This window comes from Pontibacillus sp. ABV4_188 (assembly GCF_056311905.1).
Genome location: NZ_CM149975.1, coordinates 1,236,009 through 1,261,845, shown reverse-complemented (window position 1 = coordinate 1,261,845; position 25,837 = coordinate 1,236,009). Strand labels below are relative to the sequence as shown.

20 protein-coding genes and 1 other RNA gene are annotated in these 25,837 nt (G+C 43.7%); 8 read left to right on the top strand and 13 right to left on the bottom strand.

What is annotated here, in order from left to right; translation table 11 throughout:
* Positions 1-111 precede the first annotated feature (111 nt).
* On the bottom strand, positions 112-1,815 hold the full coding sequence (locus ACYX4O_RS06395; RefSeq protein WP_476355597.1) for a catalase: 1,704 nt from the start codon (positions 1,813-1,815) through the stop codon (positions 112-114).
* Positions 1,816-1,975: 160 nt separating this feature from the next.
* On the opposite strand from ACYX4O_RS06395, the gene ssrS reads away from it, so the two are divergent.
* Positions 1,976-2,153: non-coding RNA, 6S RNA (ssrS, locus tag ACYX4O_RS06390), on the top strand.
* Positions 2,154-2,506: 353 nt separating this feature from the next.
* Here the strand turns inward: ssrS and trhO are convergent.
* A complete protein-coding gene (trhO, locus tag ACYX4O_RS06385) occupies positions 2,507-3,484 on the bottom strand; it encodes an oxygen-dependent tRNA uridine(34) hydroxylase TrhO (RefSeq protein WP_476355595.1) in 978 nt (325 codons plus the stop codon).
* Positions 3,485-3,788: 304 nt separating this feature from the next.
* Here trhO and ACYX4O_RS06380 point away from each other — a divergent pair, with 304 nt between their 5' ends.
* On the top strand, positions 3,789-3,932 hold the full coding sequence (locus ACYX4O_RS06380) for a hypothetical protein (protein WP_476355593.1): 144 nt from the start codon (positions 3,789-3,791) through the stop codon (positions 3,930-3,932).
* 61 nt (positions 3,933-3,993) lie between these two features.
* Here the strand turns inward: ACYX4O_RS06380 and ACYX4O_RS06375 are convergent, their stop codons facing one another.
* Positions 3,994-4,902: an RluA family pseudouridine synthase gene (locus ACYX4O_RS06375; protein ID WP_476355591.1), complete on the bottom strand. Its 909-nt coding sequence runs from the start codon at positions 4,900-4,902 to the stop codon at positions 3,994-3,996.
* Between the two features lie 68 nt (positions 4,903-4,970).
* A complete protein-coding gene (locus ACYX4O_RS06370; protein WP_476355589.1) occupies positions 4,971-5,951 on the bottom strand; it encodes a 3'-5' exoribonuclease YhaM family protein in 981 nt (326 codons plus the stop codon).
* Positions 5,952-6,134: 183 nt separating this feature from the next.
* On the opposite strand from ACYX4O_RS06370, the gene ACYX4O_RS06365 reads away from it, so the two are divergent.
* The 3 genes from ACYX4O_RS06365 to ACYX4O_RS06355 all read left to right on the top strand — a co-directional run bounded on the left by ACYX4O_RS06365 (position 6,135) and on the right by ACYX4O_RS06355 (position 9,974).
* A complete protein-coding gene (locus ACYX4O_RS06365) occupies positions 6,135-7,655 on the top strand; it encodes a glycine betaine uptake BCCT transporter (protein ID WP_476355587.1) in 1,521 nt (506 codons plus the stop codon).
* Positions 7,656-8,320: 665 nt separating this feature from the next.
* Positions 8,321-8,971 carry a 5-bromo-4-chloroindolyl phosphate hydrolysis family protein gene (locus ACYX4O_RS06360; RefSeq protein ID WP_476355585.1) on the top strand — a complete coding sequence of 217 codons (651 nt, stop codon included), beginning with the start codon at positions 8,321-8,323 and terminating at the stop codon, positions 8,969-8,971.
* Positions 8,964-9,974: a toxic anion resistance protein gene (locus ACYX4O_RS06355; protein WP_476355583.1), complete on the top strand. Its 1,011-nt coding sequence runs from the start codon at positions 8,964-8,966 to the stop codon at positions 9,972-9,974. The genes ACYX4O_RS06360 and ACYX4O_RS06355 overlap by 8 nt, the downstream gene beginning before the upstream one ends.
* Before the next feature lie 495 nt (positions 9,975-10,469).
* Here ACYX4O_RS06355 and ACYX4O_RS06350 read toward each other — a convergent pair whose 3' ends face one another.
* The 4 genes from ACYX4O_RS06350 to ACYX4O_RS06335 form a co-directional block, all read right to left on the bottom strand.
* A complete protein-coding gene (locus ACYX4O_RS06350; RefSeq protein WP_476355581.1) occupies positions 10,470-10,709 on the bottom strand; it encodes a hypothetical protein in 240 nt (79 codons plus the stop codon).
* A gap of 227 nt (positions 10,710-10,936) precedes the next feature.
* Positions 10,937-13,459 carry a heavy metal translocating P-type ATPase gene (locus ACYX4O_RS06345; protein WP_476355579.1) on the bottom strand — a complete coding sequence of 841 codons (2,523 nt, stop codon included), beginning with the start codon at positions 13,457-13,459 and terminating at the stop codon, positions 10,937-10,939.
* 38 nt (positions 13,460-13,497) lie between these two features.
* Positions 13,498-13,866, bottom strand: a complete 369-nt coding sequence (locus ACYX4O_RS06340; RefSeq protein ID WP_476355577.1) for an ArsR/SmtB family transcription factor — start codon at positions 13,864-13,866, stop codon at positions 13,498-13,500.
* Between the two features lie 195 nt (positions 13,867-14,061).
* A complete protein-coding gene (locus ACYX4O_RS06335; protein WP_476355575.1) occupies positions 14,062-15,594 on the bottom strand; it encodes a flotillin family protein in 1,533 nt (510 codons plus the stop codon).
* Positions 15,595-16,221: 627 nt separating this feature from the next.
* On the opposite strand from ACYX4O_RS06335, the gene ACYX4O_RS06330 reads away from it, so the two are divergent.
* Together ACYX4O_RS06330 and ACYX4O_RS06325 are read left to right on the top strand one after the other, a co-directional pair.
* Positions 16,222-16,422, top strand: coding sequence for a helix-turn-helix transcriptional regulator (locus ACYX4O_RS06330; RefSeq protein WP_476355573.1), 201 nt, complete (start codon positions 16,222-16,224; stop codon positions 16,420-16,422).
* Positions 16,423-16,428: 6 nt separating this feature from the next.
* The gene (locus ACYX4O_RS06325) at positions 16,429-16,854 is read left to right on the top strand and encodes a hypothetical protein (protein ID WP_476355571.1); all 426 of its coding nucleotides are present in this window, start codon (positions 16,429-16,431) and stop codon (positions 16,852-16,854) included.
* Positions 16,855-16,919: 65 nt separating this feature from the next.
* Here ACYX4O_RS06325 and ACYX4O_RS06320 read toward each other — a convergent pair whose 3' ends face one another.
* The 3 genes from ACYX4O_RS06320 to ACYX4O_RS06310 all read right to left on the bottom strand — a co-directional run bounded on the left by ACYX4O_RS06320 (position 16,920) and on the right by ACYX4O_RS06310 (position 22,023).
* Positions 16,920-18,605, bottom strand: a complete 1,686-nt coding sequence (locus ACYX4O_RS06320; RefSeq protein WP_476355569.1) for a glycoside hydrolase family 13 protein — start codon at positions 18,603-18,605, stop codon at positions 16,920-16,922.
* Between the two features lie 52 nt (positions 18,606-18,657).
* Complete coding sequence (locus tag ACYX4O_RS06315; RefSeq protein ID WP_476355567.1) at positions 18,658-19,659, bottom strand: LacI family DNA-binding transcriptional regulator; 1,002 nt, start codon at positions 19,657-19,659, stop codon at positions 18,658-18,660.
* 228 nt (positions 19,660-19,887) lie between these two features.
* Complete coding sequence (locus ACYX4O_RS06310) at positions 19,888-22,023, bottom strand: 5'-nucleotidase C-terminal domain-containing protein (RefSeq protein ID WP_476355565.1); 2,136 nt, start codon at positions 22,021-22,023, stop codon at positions 19,888-19,890.
* 341 nt (positions 22,024-22,364) lie between these two features.
* On the opposite strand from ACYX4O_RS06310, the gene ACYX4O_RS06305 reads away from it, so the two are divergent.
* Entirely contained in the window at positions 22,365-22,493 is a 129-nt protein-coding gene (locus tag ACYX4O_RS06305; protein WP_476355563.1) for a hypothetical protein, read from the top strand.
* A gap of 89 nt (positions 22,494-22,582) precedes the next feature.
* On the opposite strand, the gene ACYX4O_RS06300 is transcribed toward ACYX4O_RS06305, so the two are convergent.
* Positions 22,583-24,559, bottom strand: coding sequence for an ATP-dependent helicase (locus tag ACYX4O_RS06300; RefSeq protein ID WP_476355562.1), 1,977 nt, complete (start codon positions 24,557-24,559; stop codon positions 22,583-22,585).
* 179 nt (positions 24,560-24,738) lie between these two features.
* A complete protein-coding gene (locus ACYX4O_RS06295; protein ID WP_476355560.1) occupies positions 24,739-25,800 on the bottom strand; it encodes a M42 family metallopeptidase in 1,062 nt (353 codons plus the stop codon).
* Positions 25,801-25,837: the final 37 nt, after the last annotated feature.

Below are 25,837 nucleotides of genomic sequence, written 5' to 3'. Positions count from 1 at the left end.
AATAACTCCTCCCTTTTTTCAACATAAAAAAGCGCCCCAGCCCCCCTCTGTACTTCAGTAAAGCACTAAAGGGTGTCTGGCACGCTGTGGTTCTTTATAGTGTTAAAGTAATCAATACGGTTCTGCGTCGTGGCCTTGTTGTTCGGCTTCTTCTACGGCGTCAGCGGCGTCTTTGTTTCCTAATGGAGATCCTACTTCATCTGGTAATTTCCCTTTTGTCGGCGCAATGTCTCGACTGAATTCCGCTTCCATCGATCCAAGGTTGTTTGGATCAAGTCCTAATCCTTCGGCTACCTGCTTCCCATAATCTTCATCACACTTTGAGAACAGATGGATCATTTTATTCTGGATATGGGAGGCACAGGGCTTCAATGAATTGACAAGGTTTGTGATTAAATCTTCCCGTTCCCAGTCTTCAAACAAACGATAACGCTCACCAGCTTGCTTGAAATCATTTTTGCGATCAATCGACTCCTTTGTTAATTTCCCTTCTGCGTAGGGCTCATAATAGGATTTCTTTCGCTTGGACTCCTCTAACCCATTAAGAGAAGATGGCTCGTAGTTCACATGAGGATTGGACCCTTCCGGACGGTCTACATAATATGCCATCTGCCCGCCTTCCATATTAGTCGCCAAATGTTTCTTTGGAGCATTTACAGGTAACTGCAAATAGTTCGCCCCTACACGGTAACGTTGCGTATCCGAATAAGAGAATGTGCGACCTTGAAGCATCTTATCGTCTGAGAAATCAAGCCCATCTACAAGAACACCAGTCCCAAAAGCAGCCTGCTCAATTTCAACAAAATAGTTCTCAGGATTACGATCCAGCACCATTTTCCCTACTTTCAAAAATGGGAACTGATCCTCAGGCCAGATCTTCGTATCATCCAGTGGATCGAAATCAAGCTCAGGATGTTCGTGATCCTCCATAATCTGCACGCACAATTCCCACTCAGGATAGTCTCCACGCTCAATCGCTTCGTATAAATCTTGCGTGGCATGATTAAAGTTCTCCCCTTGAATCTTCATCGCTTCTTCCTGGGTTAAGTTTTTAATGCCCTGCTTTAGAGGCTCCCAGTGATACTTCACAAGTACCGCTTCATCTTGATCATTCACCCAGCGATACGTGTTCACCCCAGAACCTTGCATTTGACGGTAGTTTGCAGGGATTCCCCACGGAGAAAATAAGAACGTAGCCATGTGCATGGATTCAGGTGTATTACTTAAAAAGTCAAAAATTCGTTCGCTGTCTTGCACATTTGTTACAGGATCTGGTTTAAAGGAGTGAATTAAGTCAGGAAACTTCATCGCATCACGGATGAAGAATACTTTGAGATTGTTTCCTACTAAATCCCAGTTCCCATCTTCTGTATAAAATTTAACCGCAAAGCCTCGCGGGTCTCTCAGCGTTTCAGGAGATCCTGCTGAATGCGTTACGGTAGAAAAGCGCACAAGTACAGGCGTCTTCTTCCCTTTACCTGAGAATACTTTTGCTCGTGTATATTTCTCAACAGGCTCATCTCCTACCTTGCCATACGTTTCGAAATATCCATGTGCTCCTGTTCCACGCGCATGAACGACTCGCTCAGGTACGCGTTCTCGGTCAAAGTGTGAAATCTTTTCAATGAACTCATAGTTCTCAAGCGTTGAAGGACCACGCTTTCCTACCGTTCGCAAATTTTGATTGTTTCGTATGGAATGGCCTTGCCTTGTCGTTAAGGTCTTATCGCTCTCTCCTTCAGAGAAGCGCTTGTCATTTGCGCCACCTGGGCCGTTTTCTTCCGGTTGTTTATTTCGATCTTGATCCACGTGCATCGCCTCCTTGTTGTTTACAAGTGTACTTTCTCCAAATGTTGGGCGCTTATACGTAATTTGGGTAGCTTAGAAAAAATAAATAAAGCATCCCCCTTGAAATCTTCTCCCTTACCTTGTAATATAGAAAATACAAATTGATCCCCTCGCTCAATGAGGGAGCCGAGCCCTGCCATGTACGTCATTTCAGTATGTCTCAAACCGATGCTTGAACACAGGGATCTCTACATTTCATACTTGCCAACATGCCCAATGATTTGGGAAGTTGAATGGTATGATGCGAGAACCCACCTGCCTACGCGGGTTTTGAGGCAACAGAAAGACGGCAGAGCGGGACGGCTACATAACGTTGACTTTTACAACCTCTTCACTTTTGTGGAGAGGTTTTTTGTATGAAGGAAATACCACATAAGCAGTCGCTTTCCAGCGGCTTTTGTTCCTCTTTACACAAACTGAAAAAAGTCGCCGTGCCTATACTCCGTGAACGGCGACTTTTTAATAAAACGTAATAGGTATTTCTACATAACTTTTTATATTTTTTCCAATGCAGTAAGACCATTTAGATTAAACCATGTATATCCCACAATATACACGTACTAATTCGGGGTATGTATTCCATCCCGCCCAGAAGATCCATAAAGCAAAAAAAACCGCTTGGACCTTTATAGATCCAAGCGGTTTTATATACCAACTATTAATTCGTTTGCTCTTGTGCTCTTTCTTCACCTAAAGCACGCAGACGTTCGTCCCACTGTTCTTCCGTTAAGCCTTGCTCAACTACATAACGGTTACGGTGATGAGAACGGCACTCTGGCGTGCAGCCACGCACATACTTGTGCTCATTCTCTTCTGAAGTAATAATTTGCTTATTACATTCAGGGTTCGCACAATTAACATAGCGTTCACAAGGTTCCCCGTCGAAGTAGTCTTCCCCTACAATATTGTGTTCAACCTGGTTAATCGGAACACTAATACGCTCGTCAAAGACATACATTTGACCGTCCCATAGCTGACCTTGCACTTCTGGGTCTTTCCCGTAAGTGGCAATTCCGCCGTGGAGCTGTCCTACATTGTCAAAGCCTTCGCGCTTTAACCAACCAGAGAATTTCTCACAGCGAATACCACCTGTGCAATACGTTAAGATTTGCTTGCCTTCAAGCATCTCTTTATTCTCGCGTACCCAGTCCGGAAGTTCACGGAACGTCTCAATATCAGGACGAACTGCACCGCGGAAGTGCCCTAAGTCATATTCATAATCGTTACGTGCGTCGATCACGATTGTATTTTCTTCTTGCATACGTTTATAGAATTCTTTCGGCTCCAAATACTCACCGGTTAAATCATGTGGATTAATATCATCTTCTAAACGAAGCGTTACAAGCTCAGGACGCGCGCGGCAGTGCATTTTCTTGAATGCATGACCATCTGCTGCATCCACTTTGAACGTAGTGCCTTCGAATAATGGATGATTTTTCATATCTTCCATATACTTTTCTGTTTGTTCGATCGTACCAGAAACCGTACCGTTGATTCCTTCACCAGCAATCAGGATACGACCTTTCAAGCCAAGCTCTTTACAATACTCTAAGTGTTCGCTTGCTACTTGTTCCGGATCATCAATCTGAACATATTTATAATACAATAACACTTGATAATTTTGTTGTTTTTCCATCTTAATTCCACCTCTATTTATATTTGCAGGATATAAAATTAGGCTACAATGAAACCAATCATATAATCACTACTACAACACTATATTTTATACACCCTCCCCCCTAAAAGTCAATCTCCATTTCCTTGGAATTTCCTTTAGTCAACTGAAGCGTGCCAGACACCCTTTAGTGACCTAAAGGGTGTCTGGCACGCGTTCTTACTTTATTGTGATAAAGCGCCTTTATAGCGTTATGTTTAATTGGGGCTATAGAGCGGGAAGTGTTTAGTAATAAATAGCTTAATCATGTAAAGGAGTTGATCGAATGGGACTATTATCTAAGGCATATAAGGTTGCGCGTTTAAAGAATGATGCGGGTGCTGTTAAAGAAGGACGAGGCGGTCAACGGATGAAGCATCGTGCAGCTGAGAAAGGGATTCGCAAAGTCGTAAAGCGCGTCTTTAAGTAAACATACACAAAAGGAGGAAGCTCGTTCAATGTTGAACGACCTTCCTCCTTTTTTACTCTTTCTATTTCTGCAACGCCTTTTGAAAAGCTTGCGGAATTTTCGTTTCAAACTTCAACACTTTCCCTGAAGTCGGATGCTCGAACACTAGAGCTTTCGCATGCAATCCTAGACGTCCTATTTCATTAGAAGTCGCTCCGTACTTCTTATCCCCCACGATCGGATGACCAAGGTCTTTCATATGAACACGAATCTGATTTTTACGACCTGTTTCAAGCTCAAGTTCCATTAATGAAAAGTACTTGTTTCCCTTTAACTTCTTATAGTGAGTCACCGCATGTTTCCCGTCATTCTTACGTTGACTTGAATACATTAAGAATGTTTTCGTTTCCTTTAACCAGGACTCGATTTTACCTTCGGGTTTCTTTACATACCCTTCCACTAATGCAACGTACGTACGCTCTTTAACCATCTCTTTCCAGTTATCCTGAAGCTTCAATTTCGCTTCTTCGTTTTTTGCATACACCATAATTCCTGAAGTGTCACGGTCTAAGCGATGAACGATAAACACACGGCTCTTCAGCTGCTCTCGTTTCACGTGTTCAGTTAATTGTTTATAAGCCGTTTGTTCCTTTTCCTTATCTGAAGCCATCGATAACAAACCAGAATCTTTCTCAACAACGATGATGTCATCATCTTCATGGAGAATCTTTAATCCATTAAAGGTAACCTTTGACGGGGCTGGTGTCTTTAATACTTTAACCGTTTGTCCTTTTTTAATCACGGTACTATGCTTTGTCACAGGTTCATCGTTTACGACCACTTGGCCTCTAGTAAGGAATGATTTGATCGAATTTCGACTCTTGCTTTTTATAGAATCCATTAAAAACGGCAGTAATTCAGTTGTCTCATGAACGTCAAATGTATAGAGAGGTCCCTTTTTCTTTCTTGGTGTTGGTCCTTTTTTAGCCACAGTATTCCTCCTCAATGTATCCTTGTAAGCGTACCACGTCCAAAGAGGAGGTGCTACACCAATCTATATTAATCCTGAGACGTACGGTAATAGAGCCCCATTGGGAAAATTCGTTTCGCTTCATTTTCTTGCAAATTCTCATCCTGAAGACCGTACGTAATCATATTAATGCGGCTGTCCATCATATCGATCTGATGCACAACTTCCGCTTCTAAAATCTTACTCTCTACAGGACTTCCATACTCAAGCTTCCCGTGGTGAGCATTAATGACGTGCATCAGTTCGTACACCTCATCCGCTTCCTTACGCGTCCACGGCATCTCTTCTTTTAGTACCTGGACTTTACGATCGATGAACATGTTAATAATCGTAATATGTCCCAGGAAATTACCGACCTTTGAGTAGTCAGGCGCGAAGTAATTTGTATACTCAACCACTTTCCCCATATCGTGTAGCGCAATACCAGCCATAACGAGGTCCTTTTTCACCTCTTTATACTGACCAGAAATATGATCACCGAGGCGAAGCATAGATACCGTATGGTACAGCAAACCGCCTGTGAAGCAGTGGTGATTCGACTTTGCGGCAGGATAGGTAATGAACTTGTATTTATGCTCATCATACAGACGCTGACAAATTTCCTTTAGTACCGGGCTGTCCATGTTCGCAATATAATTTTCATACTCTTCTCTTAAGCTTTCAATTGGTTCTGGAGCTGATTCTAAATAATCTTCAACCTGAACGGTTCCTTCTTCAGGGAAAGCAAACTCATCGATGGTCAGTTGAAGTTGGTCTCGATATTCACTCAATTTCCCTTTAATGTGAAGCACATTCCCATTTTCAAAAACTCTCTTAAGCTGAGCCAAGTCATGGTTATTAAATTTATTTTCCCAAAGCTTTGTTGAAATACTTTTCTCCTGCTTGCCTAATGTAATATTAAAAAAAGGTACGCCACCTTTTGTCGTAGCTTCTTGCGCTGATTTCACAAGGGCATAGCCATCAAAATAGAGTCCTGATTCATTTAATTCTTTAAAATCTGTAATCGTCATGTCGTTCTCCTCCTCTAATCCCTATCAGGAAGTTATGTGAACCCATTATATCAGGATACACCCTGAACGGATAGAACCGATCTCTCCTCAACCAACTTTTGTTTAGACTGGAATGTTATGGGTATAAGTGTATTAGGCACAGGCCGGCCTTTCAAAATACGTAAAATACGAAAGGAGAAACACATGAAGAAAGTCACATCAGTTTTTTGGATTACATTAGCCATAACACTCGCAGCGTCCCTATGGGGTGTGTTAGCACCTAAAAATTTTGAAACCATCTCAGGAAACATCAAAACGTATATTTCGATTCACTTCGGTTGGTATTATTTATTACTTGTATCGATCTTCGTCCTTTTTTGCCTATATATGATCATTAGTCCATTCGGCAAAATAAAGCTTGGAAAACCAGGAGACAAACCTGATTATAGCTATTCCACATGGTTTGCGATGTTATTTAGTGCAGGTATGGGAATCGGACTTGTTTTCTACGGGGCTGCTTCTCCCGTTTCTCACTATATCTCAACACCACCAACCGCTGAAGCAGGAACACCAGAAGCGATTCGCGATTCGATGAGGACAACCTTTTTCCATTACGGTGTTCATGCATGGGCCATTTATGCTGTCGTCGCGCTCGTTCTCGCCTATTTTAAATTCAGACACGGGAAGCCAGGTCTCATTAGTGCAACACTTGAGCCTCTTTTCGGGAAAAAAATGAAAGGGCCACTTGGCAAAGCGATCGATGTAATCGCTGTTTTCGCGACTATCGTCGGAGTCGCAACAACGCTTGGGTTTGGAGCAGCGCAAATTAATGGAGGGTTTACATACCTTCTCGGAATTGAAAAACAATATTGGGTTCAACTTGTCATCATTGCTGTCGTCACTGTCCTATTTATGTTGTCGGCCTATACCGGCTTGAGCAAAGGAATTAAATATTTAAGTAACGCCAACATGGGAATCGCTGGCGTATTATTTGTAGCCATGCTCATTATCGGTCCTACTATGTATATCTTAAATTCGTTTGTAGATACACTCGGGAACTATGTTCAAAAACTCCCTGATGAAAGCTTACGGATCTCCCCAAACAACGAAGAAGAACGACAATGGATTATGGACTGGACCGTCTTCTTCTGGGCATGGTGGATCGCCTGGGCGCCATTTGTCGGAATCTTCATCGCTCGCGTGTCAAAAGGACGAACCATTCGAGAATTCCTATCTGGCGTTCTTCTCGTTCCATCCCTAGTCAGCTTTCTATGGATGACAACGTTTGGAATCTCAGGCATTCAAGCACAAAAAGACGGCGCCGATATCGCCAAGCTACCAGACGAACAAGCGCTTTTCGGTGTATTTGATCAATTCCCGTTCGCCGTCGTGCTCTCAGTACTCGCCATGATGCTAATCGCAACATTCTTTATCACATCAGCCGACTCAGCCACATTCGTACTCGGCATGCAAACAACAAACGGGTCCCTAAACCCACCCAAAACCGTAAAATTCGCATGGGGCGTATCCCAATCCACCATCGCAGCTGTCCTCTTATACACCGGAGGACTAACCGCCTTACAAAACGCCCTCATCACAGCAGCCTTACCCTTCTCCTTCATCATGATCCTAATGGTCTTCTCTCTCTACAAGGCCTTACAACAAGACAAAAAAGAACTCGACCAACAAAAAAACAAAACAACATCGAGCACTTACTCGGCTTAACAAACTAAGGGCACCTAATTGAGGTGCCCTTAGTTTTGCCATGAGAAGGTAATTGTTTCCTTAGCGATAGGCTAGAGGAAGGTGGTCCGAGAAATCACTCGCTTTCCGCGGCGAGCTGGGAAGCCTCCTCAGTCACTTCGCTCCCTCCGGGGTCTTCCCTAGGCTCACACTGCCACAGGAGTCTCGCAATTTCTCGGACCATCTTGACCATATTGAGAGAAGCGGAAACGCGTCATAGTTGAGATAAAAAGCTAAGATAGGATGATTCTAATTAATAGAGAAGGAAAGTTCATCTTTTATTATATTTTTAGAACCCACTCAGGTTTCACACCACTTCATTAAAAATGTGTATGCTCGAAACATTGTCCAAGCAAAGCCGTTAACCAATATAACGCCGGGGGTGGCTGGGGAACGGGGAGACTCCTGTGGGAGAAAGAGGTCGACGAGACCCCGCAGGGCATGCCTTTTGCCCGAGGAGGCTCGACAGCTCGCCCACGGAAAGCGAGTCGTTCCCCAGCCACCCCTAGCACCTTCCAAGGTAACGGCCTGGTTCCACAGCAATCAAATCGAGAAAATTCATCAACTTTTGAAACCTACCCCTCTGAAAATACGTAAAGATGTCATATAATAGAAGATACAACGAACTTCTTGAAGGAGTCGATAACATGAAGTCTGTATTAATGAAATTCCTGTATGGCGTTTTAGCCTTCCACGTGATGGTCATCTCCTGGTTCATCTTTTTCCTAGGAGACCAAGGATTCATTGCATCAAGCTTTTGGGCTACCCTTGTCGCAGTAGGAACATACTTATCCCTCAAGCATTTGGGCAATCGCAGAAAGTTAGCAACCAACCAATTGACGCGGAAAGATTACCAATACATTATGAAGAATATCAAAGAAGCAACCGAAAAGAAAAAACGACTAAACAAAGCATTATTTAGCGTACGTTCTGTTCATGCGCTTAAAGAGATCGGACAATTGAACCGCTCTGTCTCACGTGTCCTTAAAGTTGTAAAGAAAGAACCCGCTCGATTTTATGAAGCAGATCACTTCTTCTTCTACCAGCTCGATTCGGTCGTGCAACTAACAGAAAAGTACACCTTTCTTGCTTCACATTCGCTAAAGGATGAAGAATCGAAGAAAGCCTTGCATGAAACAGAAGACCTGATTCGAAAGTTAACATTTGCAGTTGAGAAAGAACTTGCCTCTATTCTTTCTAATGACTTCGAAGACTTAAGCGCTGAACGAGAAATCGCCGAACACTCGATTCATTTGCAGGGATCTGGTTCACCGGAGAAGGTTAAGCAACATGACTAACCATTCACTTCAACACGTAAGTGAAACGTTCAAAAGCTTAACAGAACACCAGCAACAGAAAGCCCATGAGCTAGCAGCAGAAATGAAGGTGGACAAGGGAATGGTTGAATTTGGACAAGACGTACAAGAACAAATTCGGACATTTTCTAATACCATCCTAGGGCAAGTAAAAGACAGCAATATGTCCTCAGCTGGAACGATCATGAATGAACTGCTCCACAATCTTGAACACATTGACCCGAACGAGCTCTCGCATGAGAGGAAAGGCTTTTTCGCCAAATGGTTTCGTAAAAACGATTCTGTCCATGCCACTCTATCCAAGTATCAAAAGATCGGTGCACAAATGGAAAAAACAACGGTCCGTTTGCGACGTTCCAGGGAAAGATTACTCCAAGATAATGAGGTTCTTGAACAACTTTACCAACAAAACGAATCGTACTATGAGGATTTATGCACCCTTATTGCTGCAGGCGAAATAAAGAAAACAGAATGGATCGAGGACACCCTTCCTCGCCTGAAAGCCGAACTTGAACAGACCGAAAATGACCTCACACCTCAAAAAATCCAAGATCTTGAGGACGTCACAGAACAACTGGACCAGCGCTTATATGATTTGCAAATAAGTCAGCAGATCGCTATGCAAACAGCACCACAGATTCGTATGATTCAAAAAGCGAATCATACACTAGCTGAGAGCATCGAATCCTCCATATTCACAACGCTGCCGATTTGGAAACACCAAATTGCCATTGCCCTCTCTCAATATAAACAAAAAAAGGCCGGTCAATCGCAGCACAAGTTAAATAGGAGAACGGACGAATTGTTTAAACGAACTGCTCATTTGTATCAATCCGGAACACATTCAAACCCTGTGTTAAACCAAACCTTACACGAAACACAGCATGACTTCGTTCGTCAAATCCGAAAAACCATCCAGCTTCAGCTTACAGAAACCGAACAACGTCACGTAGCTGAGCAGACACTTTCTTCATTGTCTGAATAGAAAAAACTGATTTCTCGATGGGACTAACTGGCTCAGTTTTTGGAGAAATAAAGTATAAAATAACGTCCAAAATAGAGATCCAATTCACATATGAAATTGGATGTTTATTCTGTATGATAGTAATCGGTTCTATTAATTCAAGTATTTTCTATTAGATATAATAGGTAAACTATGCTATACTTATCTAGCGATGAGCTGAATTGCATAAGACGAGATTGACGCGCCTTTATGGCAAGGCACTAATGTGGAGTGCTGTCTCTCGCCGCAATACGCAAAGACGTCCTTAATAGGACGTCTTTTTTTTGAGAAAATTTCTTCCTCCATCTGCCGTGAATGCAATACTGAAAACCATAAGGGCCGATAAGATTATTGTCACTCATTTATTACCACCTTCTACATATAGTACTCCCTCGTTAACGAAATACCAGGCCCTCCTTATGCAACGATCGCACCCAGTAAAAATAACAAACGCGCCTATTCAAATAGGCGCGTTTGTTATTGGGATAATAGCCGATTTCTATATCTGAAATTAAGAAAAACTGCAAACAAACCTATAACTAAACCAGGAATTCCAAATAAAAGATTACCATTAATTGCAGAAGCGCCATATGAAATGAACATCAAACTATACAAAACATGAATCCAGGATAAATAGTTATCTTTACTTTTAAAAGCTACTGTTAGTTCAACAACCGCTAATACGATGTTTAACAAAGCTATTATCCACCAAAACATTCCTACGCCCCCTGTTCATTTCCTTTTACCTATTTTCACAAATCCTACATCCATACTAACATAATATCCCAGACCCCACTTTATTAGATCCCATCCTACCAATGAACTCCCATATAAAAACACACAAATAGTAACTATTTGTGTGTTTCGGGGGGTGAATCCGATTGTGGCTTTGTTTTGTACTCCAAAATCAAAGCCACAATCGGATCAGGATTTTTTTCATTCTATTATTTTTGTCTCATTAACCTCATACTGTTCAAAATAACAATCAGCGCCGCTCCGGTGTCACTAAGGACAGCCATCCATAATGTGAGGAAGCCTGGGAAGATCAACAGAAGGGCTGCAAACTTCGTGATAAGTGAGAACCATACGTTCTGCTTAATAATGGATAAAGCTTTTCGGCTGAGACGAATGGTGTGGGGCAATTTCTCAAGATTGTCTGCCATCAGCACAATGTCTGCCGTTTCCATAGCAGAATCTGTACCTGCACCTCCCATGGCTATTCCAAGATCAGACGTTGCAAGGGCTGGAGCATCGTTGATTCCGTCTCCGATCATAGCTACTTGTTTTCCTTCTGCTTGTAACTTCTGAATCGCTGTTACTTTATCCTCTGGTAATAACTCAGCGAAATAGCGGTCAATCCCTGTCTCACCAGCAATTCGCTTTGCTGTCCCTTCGTTATCCCCAGTCAGCATCACAACTTCATGAATGCCAACTCTCTTAAGCGATTGAATCGACTGAACGGTAATGTCTCGAATCGTATCAGCCACGGCTATGATGCCTAGAATTTCATTTCGCGTCCCTACTACAACAAGCGTATTACCTTCTTGCTGCAGGACGTCGAGTTCACCTTCCATGTCACCGAATGGAACGCTCCATTCTTGGAATAATTTCGGTTTTCCAGCAAAATATTCGACACCATCAATGGTAGCTTGAGCCCCTTTTCCAGCAATGGATTTAAAGGCTTTCCCTTTTTTCGCAACAATTTGACGTTCTTCTGCATATGACGTAATTGCTTGAGCAATTGGATGTGTGGAGTATTCTTCAATCGTCGTTGCAATCGCAACAAGATCTTCCCTACTCCCCTTTGCCACTTTTACTTCGGCTACTTTCGGCTTCCCTTCTGTTAGGGTGCCTGTTTTATCAAAAGCCATCGCCTTAATGGCGCCAGCTTTCTCTAAGAAGGTTCCTCCTTTAATAAGGACCCCGTTCTTCGCGGCATTCCCTATTGCCGAAACAATCGCAACAGGAGTTGAAATCACCAGCGCACAAGGACAAGCTACCACTAAGAGGGCAAGGCCTTTATAAAGCCATTCGCCCCAAGATCCAAAACCGACAAGTGGAGGCAGAATCATAACCGCGATCGCTAAACCAAATACAATCGGTGTATAAATACTAGCAAACTTATCGAAAAAGGCTTGCGTTGGAGCTCTCTTTTCTTGAGCTTCTTCCACAAGGTGAATGATCCTCGCAATCGCTGTATCTTTGACTAACTTCGTCACTTTCACTTCAAGTGACCCGCTTTCATTAACAGTCCCAGCAAAAACCGGATCTCCTACTGCTTTATCAACGGGCAGTGATTCTCCTGTAATCGGAGCTTGATTGAGACTAGATTCCCCTACTTCTATATCACCATCAAGAGGTACCTTCTCACCTGGTTTCACCACAATCACATCGCCTATTTGGACATCTTCGACCGCTTTTTGAACGAGCTGACCTCCCTCTTTAACAGTTGCTTCAGACGGCGCGAGGTTCATTAAACTCCGAATTGATTCGCGGGTCCGTTCGATCGATCGATTTTGAAGGGTATTTCCAAGAGCGAATAACCACACAACCATGGCTCCTTCAAACCACTCTCCAATAATGGCTGCCCCTATTGCCGCAGACGCCATGAGAACGTTCATATCAAGAGAACCGCTCTTAATGGCATAAAAAGCACTTCTGGCTGGCTTCCACCCACCAATGAGAATAGCCAAAGCGTAAAAGGCCGTTACCCAAAAAGAAGGTAGGGCTATAAAGGAGCCAACAAACCCAAAGGCTAAAAGAGTACCTGACATTGCGGTAGCTGAGAAGGAGAATGAAGGTTTCTCCTTTCGTTCAGATGAGTCTTTCGTTTGTAGCGCTGCATCAAACCCTGCACGCTGGACTTCTTTCACAATTTCTTTTGACGTTGTAGAATGACCGACGTTCATTTTGCCTGTCGAGAAGTTCACGTGAACCTCTGTCACATTCATATTCTTACTAAGATGTTTTTCTATTGTTTTGGCACAAGAACTGCAATCCATTCCTTCTATTTTATAGGTTTCCAGATTTGTAGGTTGGCTTACAGGTTCAGCTTCAAAACCAAGCTTTCGAACTTTCTTTGGAATGTGATCATATATTTCATTACGCTCAGCGCCAACCGCAAGCTTCCCTGTACTATAGCTAACTTTCGCGAAATGGATGCCTTCTGTTTTCTGCAAGCTTTTTTCAATTGTAGCTGCACAAGATGGGCAATCCATCCCTTTAATGTTGTACTCTTCTATATGTTCATTTGTCGTTGAAAGAGGATTTGAAGACGCTACTTCAACAGTAGCTGCCTGTTCTGATGAACAACATGTGGATACAGGTTCCTTCTTCTCCTCACTAGAACAGCAAGAAGCTTCTAGTTCAGGTTCTACTCCATTCGTTGAACAACAAGAAGTCCCCTCGTCTACTTCTGTTTGACTTGAACAGCATATGTCTGTTTGTTTCTTTTTCTTTTCCTCCATTTTTGAAAGTCCTCCTCTCTTAAAAGGAAATCTATTTATTATTCGTTTGCGTGGATTAAAGCAATCGATACAAGCTGGTGTACATGATCATCAGCTAAAGAGTAAAAAACTAGTTTTCCTTCTTTACGAGATTTAGCCAGGTTCATATCGCGAAGCAGGCGTAAATGATGAGAGGCGGTTGCGGTTGTGGAACCGATAATATTGGCCACATCACACACGCAAAGTTCCTTCTCAAGCGTTAATGCATAAGCTATTTTCATACGTGTTTTGTCAGATAAAGCTTTAAAGAGCTGTTCAACACCAGAGGCTTTCTCGATCTGAGGCTGGACACGCTGCACCAGTTCCTCATCGTAACAAAATGTGTCACATGTATGGGTTTTACTTGGTTTCGCTACTTTTTCACTCAATGTAAGACACCTCATTCTAATGATCGTTTGAATATATACTTACAGTCTATGCAACATATATGAAAACGTCAACACATTTCACTCAAATGGGCGTTTGAATGATTGAAGTTTCATTAAGGTTACTAGAGGTCTCGAAATCGCTAGCTTTTGCTCCATAAAAAAATGCCTTGCACGGATGCAAGGCATTTACTCTTATTATTTCACTTCCTCATCTTCCTCTTCACTTGTTAAATCTGGTTCTGCTTGCGCGCTTACGGAAGGTTGGTTTTCATCAAACTGAGGTGCTTCTTCTGATTCCTTCGTAGCAGATGCTTCTTGCTTATGCTGATCTGGGTTTAGATCAAAGTTATTCACATTCCCGCGAGATACATAGCTTTCAAGCATCGCTTTTAAATCCATTCCTGTTGTTTCTTTCAAAGATTCCTGAATTCCTAGCATCGTGGACGTTACGCTGTTTGCGACTCGTGAAGATCCGCCTTGGGAGTTCGATCCTCCCATGTCGATCACTTTCATGTCTTTAATTTGAGATAGAGGGGCTGACACTTTCTCAGCGTATTCAGGCAGAACAGAGATAAGCATTTCCATAATCGCTGCTTCGCCGTAGTATTCCATTGCTTTTGCCATGCGTTCTTTGGACTCGGCTTCTGCAATACCGCGCTGGCGAATAACTTCTGCTTCCGATTCACCTTTAATGCGCTCTTGGTCCGCCTCTGCTTGGGCGCGTTTTGTTAACTCATAGGCCTCAGCATCCGCAATCGAGCGACGGCGTTTGTTCTCTTCTTCTTCGAGTTCAACGGCACGCTGTTTCTCGATATACTGTACTTTCAGCTCTTCTTCCTTCACCTGTTGAGCAAGCTTTTGCTTCTCAAGCTCTCCTGCTTGGTCCGCATTCGCACGAGCACGGTTCGTATCTTTCTGGAACTCAGCCTCGCGAATATCTTTCTCTTTCGTTGACTCCGCAACGGCCGTTAGGCGACGGTTTTCTTCGTCTTGTGCTTCCTGGTCGTTCTTCGCCTGGTAGATGCGCGTTTCCTTACGAGCATCTGACTCTGCCATATCTGCATTCTTCTGAACTTCTGCAATATGTGGTCGACCTAGGGCATCAATATATCCATTCTCTTCATCCACGTCCTCTACATCATTTAATGCAAAAGAAGTGATTTCAAAACCCATGCCCTTAAGGTCGGCTTCTGCTATGTTTTTCACCTGTGTATTCACTTCTTTAAAGTCATTATAGATCTTTTCAATTGGGAGCGACGCAATGATGGAGCGAAGGTGACCATTTAGGACATCCTTTAATTCCGATTCACGCTCATTTTGCTTCTTACCAAGGAATTTCTCCGCAAAGTTCGCCATAATCTCAAGCTCACTTCCGATACTGATCACGGCTGTACTTTGCACGCGAACTGGAATACCTTCCTTCGTATAGGCTTTATCCGAATTAACCTGTAGTTGGAATGAAGTCAAGTCAATCGGCGTCGCTGTTTGGAACATACGAAGACGGTACCCGCCACCGCGAATGATCTTAACAGAACGCCCATTGTCATCCTCAAACACGTTCTTCTCTTGCTCCGGATCTCCAAGCTTCGGGCCGGTAACAATAAGTGCTTCATTGGAACTAGCTGTCTTGTAACGAACGCGGAAAATAATAAACGTAACAATTCCGCCGATTAACAACAGCGCTCCTAAAATACCTAGAATAATAAAAATTACTGCTCCTTGTAACATCAAAGTCCTCCCTATTTTTTACTTTCCCTACATTAGTGTAGCAATCCTTTCCAAGTCAGTCGACCGGTCGTTTGGAAAAATTGTATGTTTCTTAGTAGTATTTACCGAAATGGGATGGGGTTTGGTTTCAGGTTTTTTCAAATTTATTAAAATTTTGCTTTGGCAAGCTGATACACATTATTAGAATAGGCCCGTTGCCATGAGAGTGCTAGGGGTTGCTGGGGGACAACTCGCTTTCCTGCGGGGAGCTGGGGAGCCTCCTCAATCGCTATGCGCTTTCCGGGGTCTCCCCTAGGCTCCTTATCCCGCGGGAGTCTCGTAGTCCCCCAGCAACCCCGGCGTTATAATTGTTAACGGGCCCTATAACATTAAATGTGGTTTTAAGTGCTCAATTTCACATGGGCGGTTCCGTCGCTTTCCCATATGGAAAAGATGAACCCGAAAAATGCGCTCGCTCACGGAAACGTCCTTCTATCTAACGCTATGCAGTACCATCTTGAACGAATCTATTCAAAAAATAAGTCAATTTTATGTAATACACTGGAAATTTACGGAACATTAATGTAATATATAAATTGAATAATGTAAGATATACATTACATTATTCACAAGGAGTGAGATGTTAAGTTGAAAAACCATGTAAAGGTCGCTCGTGTACAGGTTGATATGACGCAAGCGCAGTTAGCTGAGCAAGTGGGGGTGACGCGGCAGACGATTAGTTTGATTGAAAAGGGAAAGTACAATCCTTCGTTAAAGTTGTGCCTTGAGATTTGCTATGCGGTTCATAAGACATTGGATGAATTATTTTGGATTGAAAGGGAGGAGTGATTGGTCATGAAAAAGATTAAAGATGAACGGTTAGTGTTGAAGAATTTGAAGAATATCCGAACGGCTTACGTGATCCAAACGCTTGGTATTATAGGAATATTGGGGTATGACGTTATTCAGGGTGGATTAGATCAAATGAGATCAAATCCATTGTGGAGTGTTTTCATGATCACTACTGTTATTTCAGCGTATTTGTCCATGAGCATTAGCGTCGACGAATACCCAAGCCAAAAATCGCCCAAAAAAGGATTTCTAATTTCCTTAATTGTCGTCACCTTGATATCAGTAGCAGCAGGGATCGCCATCTCACTAAGCACAGGGATAGGAACAGGAATTTTGATAGGTGGCGTCATATTCGTGTGTAGCGTTCCCCCTTGCGCTTATATATTTTACTTACGAAAACAGCGTCAAGATGAGGAGCTTAATGGGTGAGCACTCAAAGTTCCGTCTATAAAAAAGCGTCGGAAGCTCAAACCAACTTCCGACGCTTTTACTCTTTATTTTACTGTAAACACAATCGCTTCATACGGCTCAAGTTCAACTTCCTTAAGGTCCCAAGCGTCAACAACTTCCCCTTCACGGTTCGTTAAGAACACAGAACCTTTTTTACCAGAAAAGTCATCAAGCTGGGCGGTTTGCTTTTGACCCGTGAAGTTACACAATACCAACAGCTGATCAGATTCAAGCGTACGCGTAAAGGCATAGATGTCTTCGCTCTCTTCTAGAAGAAGATCGTAACGTCCATATACCATAACTTCGTTCGATTTGCGTAATTCGATCAGTTTTTTATAAAAATGGAAGACAGAATCCGGATCGTTCACGGCTTCTTCTGCGTTAATCTCCGTATAGTTCGGGTTCACAGCAAGCCAAGGAGTTCCGTCTGTAAATCCACCGTTCTTATCAGAATTCCACTGGAACGGTGTACGCGCGTTATCTCGCCCTCTGTGGTGAATGCGTTCAAGGACTGAACCTGGGTCTTCACCGAAATCGTTCACTCGCTCTTCGTACATGTTTAAGGACTCTAGATCCTCGTAGTCTTCAATACGATCAAAGGCTACGTTGGTCATGCCGATTTCTTCACCTTGATAAATGTAAGGCGTTCCTTTCATCATATGAAGACACGTTGCAAGCATTTTCGCAGATTTTTTGCGGTACTTGCCGTCATTCCCGAAACGAGAAACAACACGTGGCTGGTCGTGATTGTTCCAGTACAGACTGTTCCACCCTTCTTCCTCAAGGGCATATTGCCATTTTGAAAGAATCGATTTCAATTCTGTTAGTTTCCAAGGATTAAGGGTCCACTTCCCAAGCTCACCACCGCCAATATCCATATGCTCAAAATGAAAGACCATGTTCAATTCTTCGCGGTCGTCCGCTGTGTACAGTTTCCCCTCATCAGGAGTCGCCCCTGGCATCTCACCAACCGTCATCACGTCATAGTTTGATAGTACTTCCTGGTTCATTTCGTGAAGATATTCATGAATACGCGGACCATTCATGAAGTACTTTCCACCATCACCGTACTGCTTACCAGGATGAATTTCACCGTCTGGGAAACGCGGATCTTTCGAGATAAAGTTAATCACGTCCATTCGGAAACCATCAATTCCCTTATCAAGCCACCACTTCATCATGTCGTACACGTCTTTACGAACGTCTTCGTTCTCCCAGTTTAAGTCTGGCTGTTTTTTAGAGAAAATGTGTAAGAAGTACTCGCCTGTTGTTTCGTCATACTTCCAAGCAGAACCACTAAACGCGGATTCCCAGTTCGTTGGAGGCTGATCCCCTTTTCCTTCTTTCCAAATATAATAATCGCGCTTTGGGTTGTCTTTTGAAGACTTTGATTCGACAAACCAAGCATGTTCATCTGATGTATGATTGACAACAAGGTCCATCACAATTTTGATGCCACGGTTATGTGCTTCATGGAGTAATGTGTCGAAATCGGCCATCGTACCGAACTCGTCCATAATCGCCTTATAATCACGAATGTCATAGCCATTATCATCATTCGGAGAATCATATACAGGGGATAACCAAATGACATCAATCCCTAGTTCTTTTAAGTAATCAAGCTTTTCAATAATACCTGGGATGTCCCCAATTCCGTCTCCGTTACTGTCATTGAAACTTCTCGGATAGATTTGATAGACGACACTTTCTTTCCACCATTGTTTAGCCATACTTTTTTTCCTCCCCTTTAACGTAAGCGTTTACGTTGATCTGCAAATTTTTTTACCTGCGTTTTACCGAATCACGAATTACAAGCTCATGAGGCAATATCGTCGATTCCGCTTCCTCACCATTCATTAAATCGATGATCATCTGAACAGCCCGCTCTCCCATACGCTGGAAAGGCTGCGCAATCGTCGTAAGTGGCGGCACGGACATTTCGGCCAGAAGTAAATTATCGTAACCAACGAGCGATACATCGCCCGGAATCCGGATCGATTCCTTGTAAGCTGCCGATATGGCCCCAAGTGCGAGTTCATCACTAGCTGCGAAGATAGCAGTCAGTTCAGGATGACGGTTCATTAATGAAGAGAAGCCATTTTTTCCGTCGTTATATTGAAAGCTTGGACACGTCTCAACAAGACTATCCTCAAGAGGTCGTCCTGCTTCTCGCATGGCTAACCGGTACCCTTCAATACGAGGCAATCCGGCAATCGGATCATCCGGACTTCCTGCAATCATACCGATCGTTGTGTGACCCTCTTCAATCAAATACTTCGTAGCAGCATAAGCTGCATGACGATCATCCACCTTCACATAGGGAAGCGGATATTGATAAGACTCGGTCGATACAAGCACGACAGGGATCTCCATACGACGGAATAGCTCGTAGTATTCTTCCGTCACTTCCTCACTAACAAAGATGAGCCCATCCACTCGCTTTTCACGCAAAACTTGCAAGTACTTGATCGTCTTTTCCCGGTTTTCAGCTGTGTTACACACAATCACACTTTTCCCATGTTGATGCGCTTTTGCTTCAATACCATGCAATATATCAGCTGATAACAAGCCGGATACACTAGGGAATAAAACACCGATTGTACTCGTCTTCCGGTTCACAAGACCTCGTGCAATCGCATTCGGCTGATATCCGAGCTCTTCAATAGTCTTGAGCACCTTTTGCTTCGTTTTCTCTGAGTATCCAGGCTGATTATTGAGCACTCTTGAGACGGTCGCAATCGATACATTGGCCAACCTCGCCACATCTTGAATCGTTGGATTCATTTCATCACCCACTTTTACGTAAGCGTTTTCGTCAATCTATCTCTACTATACCCTCACCTCCAATCACCGTCAACCACCACGCCCTTTGCAGCACTACAGTACTAAAGGGTGCCTGGCACCCTGCAGCTCTTCACAGCATCAAAGGGTGCCTGGCACTCTTTACTTCTTTAGCGCATAAAAAAGGCCTCTCCTTTATGGAGAGACCTTTGGGTATAATTAGGCTTTGTTTTACTGGCCAGCTTTGTCTGTAATACGGCCTTCTTTTTCTGGTGAAATGGTGTCGCCTAGGGACTGCAGGTAGTCTACGAAGATTTCGTAGTCCATGAATCCTGGTTCACTTACGCGATTTTCTTCATATGCTTTTTCAAATGTTGTGTAGCCATCTCCACCTTGGATGGTGAATAAGTTACTTGCTACTTTATACGCTGTGTCGCCTTCAAGTGGAGTGAAACCGTCTTCTGTTTTAACTTGAACGTCTACAATACGCTCACCAGCGGGCTTGCTGCTGTCGTATTCAAACTTCATGCCGGCGACAGAAAGGAACGCACCTGATTTCTGAGGAGCCATAGAGACACTATGCTCAAGAGCTTCTTCTACTTCAGCACCTGTAAGAGTCATGATACCAAGTGCGTTACCGAACGGCATAACCGTCAGCACTTCACCAAGGGTAATGGGACCTTCATCAATTGAAGCACGAATACCTCCGCCGTTTGTTACAGCAATTTGTGTATCTGGATTCACGCTTTGTGCTTTTGCAAGCATACCGTCTGCGATTAAGTTACCTAGGTTCGTTTCTCCCGTACGAACACTCGCGCGCTCACCGTTTAAGACAACGTCTGTAGATACGCCGATCTCTTCAGTCTTAATTTCATTTACTTTCTTAGTATAAGGCTTTAGTTTGTTTGCAAACCATGCATTTTCTTTTAAGCCTTCAAGCTCAATTAGTTCACCAGCAAAATTCTTTACAACGCCGTTTTCGTCAAATTCAACTTCAAGCGTTCCAAGGTTGTCGCTGTATTCACCTGTTTGAACAAGAACAGTCGGCTCCTCACCGTCAAGCATCATAGGCTCAAGCTCTGTATGAGAGTGACCGCCCACGATGATGTCGATGCCCTCAACCGCTTCAGCCAGAGCTACATCGTTGTCGTAATCGATGTTATCGTTATAGCCAAGGTGAGTAAGAGCTACAACTTTATTGACGCCTTGTTCTTCAAAGGATTGCACCATTTTCTCAGCTTCAGCAATGTAATCTTCGAACGCTACGTCAACTGGGCTAGAGATATCTGGCGTCTCTACTGTTGTTAAACCGAAGAGCCCAACCTTTTCTCCTTCAACTTCAGTTATGATCCCGCCGTAGATTTCACCATCTTCAGGTGTAGACGAAACTTCGTCGCCATTATTCATGTCGTCAAACAATGGATCTTTCGAGAAATCTACGTTAGCTGCCACAAATGGGAATTCTGCATTTTTCACAAAATCAGCAAGAGCCTTGTGACCGTTCTCGCTCTTACCGAGGTCGAATTCGTGGTTACCAAATGTCATCGCATCATAGTCGAGCAAGTTCATGAATTCAAGGTCAGCCTGTCCAAGGAACTCTTGGAAGTAAAGCGTTCCTGAGAATACGTCCCCTGCATCAAGAAGTAGAGCTTCTGGGTTGTCTTCACGGTACATATCAATAGCCGTTTTCTTCTTAGCGATGTTCTCGATGTGACCGTGAGTATCGTTCGTGTGCATAAGAGGCAGTTCAAACTTGCCGTCCTGCTCGCCCATCACGTCAAATGCTCTTTTTAGGAAAATAGCGTAGTCTCCGCGCTTAGCCATTTGGTCCGTACCAAAAGCAACTTCTGAAACCCCCTCTGTCACGCCGTTTGCCAAAAGAGCTTCAACTGCATCTTTATAACGATCATTTACATCGTTAAAAGGAAGTTGGTGTACCCCTTTTAAGCCAAACCCTTCTTCAATCCAAATGGCAAGTTCACCACGGGTGATTTCGTCATGAGAACCGAACATTGTTTCAGACTTACCGCTTGTGATGCCTGCTGCCTTTAATGCGCTAACGGCATCCTTAGCACGATCTGGTACATCTGTAAAACCGGATGGCTCAACGTCTTCAGTGTCAAGGTTTAAAACATTCGCCAGTAAAACCGCTGCATCGACACGTTTGATAGCCATATGCGTCCCGAACTTATCCTCAGAATATCCGTTCGTTGCTTCCATCTCGAGCAAGAAGTTCACCGCTTCCGTATAACGATCCGACACATCACTGAAATCTTTAGCATCCGCAGAAGCTGGAGCAGCCATCGCTGCTGCTACAGCCGTAGTCGCAGCTAAAGAAGCGACCATTGTCTTGTGAGTTTTCCCCATGTAACTCTACCTCTCTCATGTTATGTATTTGGCCTTTCAAATCATCATTTCCTTAAATTGAAAAGACCATCCAAAACTAGTATATCAAATCGCTTTCACTAGAATCTATGAAATTTACAGAATTTTAACAAGTTTCTAGAAATCAAGACATTTTTTTAGCAGAAGCACCTAGCACGCTTTATTTCTCTACAGCACTGACGCGTGTCAGGCACCCTGCAGCTCTTTACAGCATTGAATGGTGTCTGGCACGCTTTAGTGTAATGAAGTACTTCAGATTGCTTTATTCTTTAAGTATAGGTAGGTTAGATCAACTCATACTACTCGTAAAGGAGTTGATCCTAATGGATTTTGATTATGATGATTTGCCAAAGGAAAAGCTACAGGAACTAAAGAAACTTGAAGACGAGCTAGACGTCGTCCTCATCGCTTTTGATTCCAAATACTTAAACCAGCCTGAAACAAACGGGTAACAAACAAAGCGTGCCAGACATCCATCTTTGCTTTAACGCAGCAAAGGGTGTCTGGCACGCTTCTGTTCTTTACCGTAATAAAGTTGCCCTTATTCCAACCAGTTAATGAGGCTTGGGTCGAATTCGGATAGGAAACGAGATGGGGTTGTTTCGACTTCCACCTTCTCACCCTCATCGTTCTTTTCTTGCTTTTTAAGAGGATAACTGAGGTATAAACGGTCTTTCGCACGGGTAAAGGCCACGTAACAAATGCGGCGCTCTTCCTCGATTGCGAACGGACTCGCTGCATACGGGGAAGGAAATCCTTCTTCTTTCATGCCAACAACGAAGACAACCGGAAATTCAAGTCCTTTTGATGCGTGAACCGTTAATAGCTGTACGCGGTCAAAGTCCTCATCTTCTGTTAACGTCGCATCAACATCAGTACGTTTCACCCGCTCAATAAAGTCATCTAATGTAAGCGCCTCTTCGCTCGCTTCAAACTCTCCAGCCAGTTCAACTAACTTATCAAGATGAATGCGCTTCTCTCTGCGTTGCCCTTCTTCAAGCCCTTCAAGCATCTCATCATACCCACTCAGTTGAAGACAAGCTTTGAGCCACTTGGCAACGCCCACTTTAGAGACCCCGTCTTGAAGTCTCGTAGCGAGCTTACCGAAATCACGAGCCCGCTCTAAAGACTTTCCTTTCACACCAGGTAAATCGCCATCTACTAGGAGCGAAATAAAATCAACATCATCTGTCTTTGCCTCAACGATTCGGTCAACAGACGCCTTTCCAATTCCACGTTTTGGAGTATTGATAATCCTTCTTAGCGAATACGTATCGTGAGGATCGGTGACAAACGAGGCGTATGCTAGAAGATCTTTTACCTCTTCCCGCTCGAAGAAGCTCCCTTCTTTCACAACGGTAAATGGAATTTCCTCTTCTGGCAGAACTACTTCAAATAGGCTACCATCAGAATGGCTGCGATAGAAGATCGCAATGTCCTGATAGCTGTATCCTTCTTCAGTTACAAGACGCTTAATCTCCCCTGAGACCCATTTCGCTTCATCTTGCACGGTTTCACCACGGTACCCCGTGAGCCGCTCTCCTTCTTCCTGGCCAGTAAACAGGGTCTTTTCCTTTTGGTCCTGATTATGGGCAATCAGCTGATTGGCCGCTTCTAAAATGACAGGCGTCGAGCGATAATTCTCTTCAAGCCTTACCATAAACGCGTCCGGGTAGTGCTTGTCAAAGTCTAAAATGTTCCGCATGTCGCTTCCGCGGAACGCATAGATCGACTGAAAATCGTCCCCAACAATCGCTAAATTGCGCGTGTGGTCAGAAAGCAATTGAGCCAACACATACTGCGCCCTGTTCGTATCCTGAAACTCATCGATCATAAAGTACTGAAAACGCCCTTGTAGATCACTTAATAAGTCTCTACTTTCAGAAAGGAATAAAACGCTTTTTAGCAAAATATCATCAAGATCCATCTGCCCGTATTCATCTAAAATGTACTGATACGTATGATACACTTTCCGGAACAAGTCAAAGCGTCCTCTAGTACCAATCTGGTCCCGTATCATACGCTTCACACGACTGCTATCAATATACTCATCAAGCGTTTCGCCATCATATAAATAAGAAGGTAATACAAGCTCGCTTTTAAACAACGAAATAAGAGAGAGGAGCTTAGCTGGACGCGCAAAGTCTTCATCCTCTTCATCAACGTGCATCCCTTCGACGATCTTCTTTAAAACTTGTCGTGATCCAGCAGGGTGAAGGGTCACAAGCGTTGGATCAGCTTCTCCTGTAATATGGAGACCAAGACGGTGGAATGTGGATATCCACGCCTCACCAGCCGCTTCTTCTCCTACACGCTTTGCCACTTGTTGCTGCAGTCCGCGCACAGCTTTATTCGTAAACGTTAACATCATAATCGAAGAAGGATCTACTCCTGTGTCGATCAGACGCTTCGTTCGATGAGATAAAACGGTCGTCTTTCCACTACCTGCTCCTGCAATAATGAGCATTGGTCCTTGTAAATGCCCCGCTGCTTCTTCCTGTTTGTCGTTTAATCTCATATCCGTTCTCCTTTTACGTAGGGTATTGCTTCTATTGTAAAGGTAGGAAGAGAAGGTGTCTACTTGCCCGAGGCACGATGGACCTTTTATCTTTTATTTTCTCCAAAATTCTAGGGCAATAGTTGCGTATTCTAAACGATCGTTAGTGACGTTCCCGCCAGCTTTAACTGAGCTCTTCATTAAAACGTAAAGGCAGACTCTTCAGCATTCCCTTTTACAAAAGCCACTAACAGCTTCTGCACAGCCTGTATATCTTCCATGTCTATTACTTCTATCGGCGCATGAGAGTAGCGAGAAGGGATAGAAAGAACGCCAGTCGGAACACCTTTATTGGCTAGCGCAACTGCCCCTCCATCTGTTCCAATACCTGTGAACAGCTCAGGCTGATAAGGAATGCTCTCTTTCTCAGCAAGCTGTATAAAATGATCTTTTACAGTTGGGTGAGCGATTAAGCTCATGTCGAGAATTTTAACGCCTGCTCCACTGCCCAGTTGCAAAGTGTCATCAAGCAAAGCCTCTGGAGTATCACTCGTTACTGTGGCATCAAGGGCAATCGCAACATCACAATCAATCGGCGCTAGACCAACTTGAGCTCCCCGAAGTCCAACCTCTTCCTGAACAGTGAAAAGAGCCACAACTTCCCCAGCAAAATCACGATCCTCAAGCTCCTCAACTAGTTTCATTAAGACAGCACAGCCAGCGCGGTCATCAAGCGACTTCCCAACAAACCGACCTGTCTCTTCGTCCCCTAAATACTCAAGCTCAGACGCCCAAGTCACCGTGCTGCCCACATCAATTCCAAGCTTTGCAACTTCCTCTTTCGAGCGAGCACCAACGTCAATATACAGCTCATGATGCTTCCGTACGCGTCCTGCATCATCAAACTTTTGATAGTGCGCAGGGATGGTCCCAATAACTCCCCGCTTTAACCCATAACGACCTTTAACCCGTACCTTCTGCGCCAGTAAAATCCTGTCATCATGCCCTCCAAGCTTCTCGAACCTAAGAAGGCCATTCGGCTCTACTTTCTTCACAATAAACCCTACCTCGTCCATATGAGCCGTCACTAAAACAGTAGGCCCTGGCTTCCTGCCTTTCATACGAGCCGTCACATTGCCAATGCCGTCCACCGTCACCTCATCAAGCACAGACCTCATCTTCTCCTGTATGTAATACGAAACCTCCTGCTCATAACCACTAGGCCCATGCAGTTCCGTTAACGTCTTCAACAACTTCTCCATACTCTCACCCCTTCACAAATGAATTCGAAAAAAGTAT

Bases quoted from the DNA above. Each gene is read 5' to 3' on its own strand.
- ACYX4O_RS06350 (WP_476355581.1), bottom strand. From the start codon at position 10,709: ATGTTTTGGTGGATAATAGCTTTGTTAAACATCGTATTAGCGGTTGTT.
- ACYX4O_RS06370 (WP_476355589.1), bottom strand. From the start codon at position 5,951: ATGACGATTACAGATTTTAAAGAATTAAATGAATCAGGACTCTATTTT.
- ACYX4O_RS06295 (WP_476355560.1), bottom strand. From the start codon at position 25,800: ATGGAGAAGTTGTTGAAGACGTTAACGGAACTGCATGGGCCTAGTGGT.
- ACYX4O_RS06305 (WP_476355563.1), top strand. From the start codon at position 22,365: ATGGATTTTGATTATGATGATTTGCCAAAGGAAAAGCTACAGGAACTA.
- trhO (WP_476355595.1), bottom strand. From the start codon at position 3,484: ATGGAAAAACAACAAAATTATCAAGTGTTATTGTATTATAAATATGTT.
- ACYX4O_RS06320 (WP_476355569.1), bottom strand. From the start codon at position 18,605: ATGGCTAAACAATGGTGGAAAGAAAGTGTCGTCTATCAAATCTATCCG.
- ACYX4O_RS06315 (WP_476355567.1), bottom strand. From the start codon at position 19,659: ATGAATCCAACGATTCAAGATGTGGCGAGGTTGGCCAATGTATCGATT.
- ACYX4O_RS06395 (WP_476355597.1), bottom strand. From the start codon at position 1,815: ATGCACGTGGATCAAGATCGAAATAAACAACCGGAAGAAAACGGCCCA.
- ACYX4O_RS06300 (WP_476355562.1), bottom strand. From the start codon at position 24,559: ATGAGATTAAACGACAAACAGGAAGAAGCAGCGGGGCATTTACAAGGA.
- ACYX4O_RS06325 (WP_476355571.1), top strand. From the start codon at position 16,429: ATGAAAAAGATTAAAGATGAACGGTTAGTGTTGAAGAATTTGAAGAAT.
- ACYX4O_RS06310 (WP_476355565.1), bottom strand. From the start codon at position 22,023: ATGGGGAAAACTCACAAGACAATGGTCGCTTCTTTAGCTGCGACTACG.
- ACYX4O_RS06360 (WP_476355585.1), top strand. From the start codon at position 8,321: ATGAAGTCTGTATTAATGAAATTCCTGTATGGCGTTTTAGCCTTCCAC.
- ACYX4O_RS06335 (WP_476355575.1), bottom strand. From the start codon at position 15,594: ATGTTACAAGGAGCAGTAATTTTTATTATTCTAGGTATTTTAGGAGCG.
- ACYX4O_RS06365 (WP_476355587.1), top strand. From the start codon at position 6,135: ATGAAGAAAGTCACATCAGTTTTTTGGATTACATTAGCCATAACACTC.
- ACYX4O_RS06345 (WP_476355579.1), bottom strand. From the start codon at position 13,459: ATGGAGGAAAAGAAAAAGAAACAAACAGACATATGCTGTTCAAGTCAA.
- ACYX4O_RS06380 (WP_476355593.1), top strand. From the start codon at position 3,789: ATGGGACTATTATCTAAGGCATATAAGGTTGCGCGTTTAAAGAATGAT.
- ACYX4O_RS06355 (WP_476355583.1), top strand. From the start codon at position 8,964: ATGACTAACCATTCACTTCAACACGTAAGTGAAACGTTCAAAAGCTTA.